Annotated in this window: 2 protein-coding genes; both read right to left on the reverse strand. The window is 46.0% G+C overall.

Features of this window, described 5'->3' with window-relative positions; genetic code table 11:
- Positions 1-2,071 (reverse strand): MutS-related protein (locus tag VK541_RS17300; protein ID WP_324371596.1); only part of this gene is annotated, 2,071 nt, incomplete at its 3' end.
- Between the two features lie 4 nt (positions 2,072-2,075).
- On the reverse strand, positions 2,076-2,879 hold an 804-nt coding region (locus tag VK541_RS17305; RefSeq protein WP_324371597.1), incomplete at its 5' end, for a Gldg family protein.

Consider the following 2,879-nt stretch of genomic DNA (forward strand, 5'->3'; position numbering starts at 1 on the left):
CCAGCCGGGGATGCCGGAGCCCGGACGTGTGCATTAAATGGGCGGTTGCAGAGTATGCCATGGCATAATGGAAACTATTTTCCCTCGCCAACTGGCCAACCGAAAGATAGACATCAACCAAATGCATGTCTTTTAACAAACGCTCCATCTCCGCTTGCAGGGTATATTTCAGCAGGTAGTCGTATTTTGTAAATGCAAACAAAGGAAAGCTTTCCGTATTCCGTTCTGTAACGAGCCATATTAATCGGGGGTCCGAAAAAATTTTCCTCAATGCCTTTCTTTCCTTTTCATAAGGACCATCAGAATTACCATCTACCGACTCCAGAAATTCGCGAAAAGAATTTAATACTTTGACTGTCGCAATCAGGCCGGCATGCATACTGTCATATTGCTCATCACGTAAAAATGATGCAGAAAATTTATGGTAGATCATGGCAGACATGGCAGCAGCAAAGTTGTTGCTGGTCCCCAGATCAAGGTAAGATTCCATCTGCTCGAAAATTTCCCTTTCGAAAGAAAAGCTGAATTCATTTTCGTGAAAATACCTGAACATCGCACTTCGTTCATTGATCTGCGCAGGATCTGTAAACGGGTTTTGAAACATTTCCTGCAATAACCGCTCCCCTCCTGCAGTACGTACCTGGTTAAAAAGACTGTAAATGGAATCAGGTTTATATTTGCCCAGTAAATTCAGGTCGGTCACAGTTTGCTTATCCGCTATAAAGGATTTTTGCTGCTCGTTGTCCCTCATTCCCTGATCCAAAATCTCCAGGATCCCTTCATTTTTGATGATCACCATCCCATGCCTGTCTGCTGTAATCCCCTCTTCGAGCTTATAGGTATAGACAGGCTGGTTGCCCTCCATCAGCGTAGGCAAATAAGTAAAACGGATGTTTTTGCACCGTTCTTTAAGCACCTCTCCTGCCTCAATGATGTGACTGGAGATCACAAAAATGCTGCCTTTTTTCCTGGCAAAGGCTGCTGTAAAAGCAACGGTGGCTTCAGCCGCATCCTTAACATTGGTCCCCCGGAACAGTTCATCAAACAACACGAAAAGTTTCCTGGTCTTTAGCTCCATGGCCATCTTTTTTGCCCGCAAAACCTCGGCATAAAAGTGGCTGGCGCCCATACCTAAATTATCCGGCAGGTTGATCGTGGTATAAATCCCGTCCAATGCAGAAAACTCCATTTTTGAGGCCGCCACCGGAAAACCCATATGAGCCAGGTAAAGTGCGATACTTAGCGATTTCATGAAAGTAGATTTCCCGGCCATATTCGCCCCGGTTAAAAAGATCACATTACTCTCCGGCGTAATCTCTATAGAATTGGGGACCGCGTTTTTGACCTGGGGATGGTAGACATCTTTTAAGTGAACCTCATGAGTATTTCCTGGAAGTGCCTTTGGAAACACAAATCCGCGTGATGCCGCAACCTTAGCTACCGCAGTGTAAACATCCAGGAAATAGACATGGCGTAACAGTTTTAGGATACCCTCACGGTGCCGAAAGCGGAAGAGTACATCATATTCAGCCATTTCGCTCTGCGACAGTTTTCCGGGGCTGCTTTGTTTTAAGATCACATTAAAAGAAGGGTCAGCAAGAAGCTGGGCCATGACATCCCTATCTCTTTGATAGGGATGCCCGGCTTCCATTTTAAGGGAAGAAACAAACGTGTTCAGACTTTTCAGCAAATCGATCAGCGTGGCCACCCCTTTCTGGATGGCCGAGGTGCCGGCATCCACGGCAATCAAGTTTGTTAACTTTCTGGTCATTGTATGGTCCTGCGCATTGAGTTTCGTCCGCTCATCCGTATTCTCGAGGTAAGGCTCAATGGCATCGAAATGACTGCTTTGGAGCGGAAAATCAAACCCGGCACTTGCAAAATACTGGATGATCCCGCTGCGCCGGTTGATGGCCTGCTCATCAGACAGCGGGTAACTGAACATTTCTTTGAGCAGCAGGGCCCCGCCACGGGTACTTGTACGGTTGTAGATCTGGTAAATGGAATCGCCCCCATGTTTACCAAAAATATTTAAATCATCCAGCGTCTGCTGATCAGTTGTAAACAACATAAATCTATTTTCTTTTGCGTCTGATTAACAAAATAGTTCCTAGAGCCAGTACTATTGCGGGCAAACCCCATACAAAAAGTATGTTTAGCCGGCTAACCTGTGCCGAAGTGACTGTTACACGCTTGTCTTTTGCATCCGGACGTGAAGTATCTATTGGAAATTCCCCGTAGCTCAGCCAGCTAAACAAAGAAGTATTAAATACAAAATTTGCTGTTCTTACATTGTATCTGGCCAGCTCTGTATTACTCATCAAATCTGCATCACTGGTGACCACAATGCGCTGCTCTTTACCGTTAATCTTCCGGGTCAAAGAAAGTGCCGTTGGCACGGAAATTCTCTGGTCGCCATCAGCTGCAGAAAAAACAACAGCTGCAGAGTCAGCTACGAGCTTTCCCTTTTTAATCCAGCTTTTGTTTTTATTGGTAGTCAGTAGTGGTTTAATCTGAAAAGGGCCGCCAGAAGTATAAGAGAGTCCTGTGGCACCATCCATGGCAACCGGCAAACTGTCTATAAAACTTTTTGCAACATCTTTTGTAAATCCTGCCGGTATTGACGTAAGTTCGTTCAATACCAGGTCAGGTGCTAAATCCGCACTGGGTTGCGCAACGGAACCGTCCATCAGCTGCACATTAAATTGCTTCAATAGCGGGTTGAGGACAGCCTGCTTACCCGGTTCACCCATGATCAGCAGGTTGCCGCCTTTATCGATATATTGCTGTATCCTGGCTAAAACAGCGGGACTAAAGCTGGTTTTAGGATCTGCAATCACCAGGGTAGACACCCATGCCGGGACATCCCCGCTTTCCAG

This window comes from Pedobacter sp. (assembly GCF_035317785.1).
In the GTDB taxonomy this organism is placed as follows: domain Bacteria; phylum Bacteroidota; class Bacteroidia; order Sphingobacteriales; family Sphingobacteriaceae; genus Pedobacter.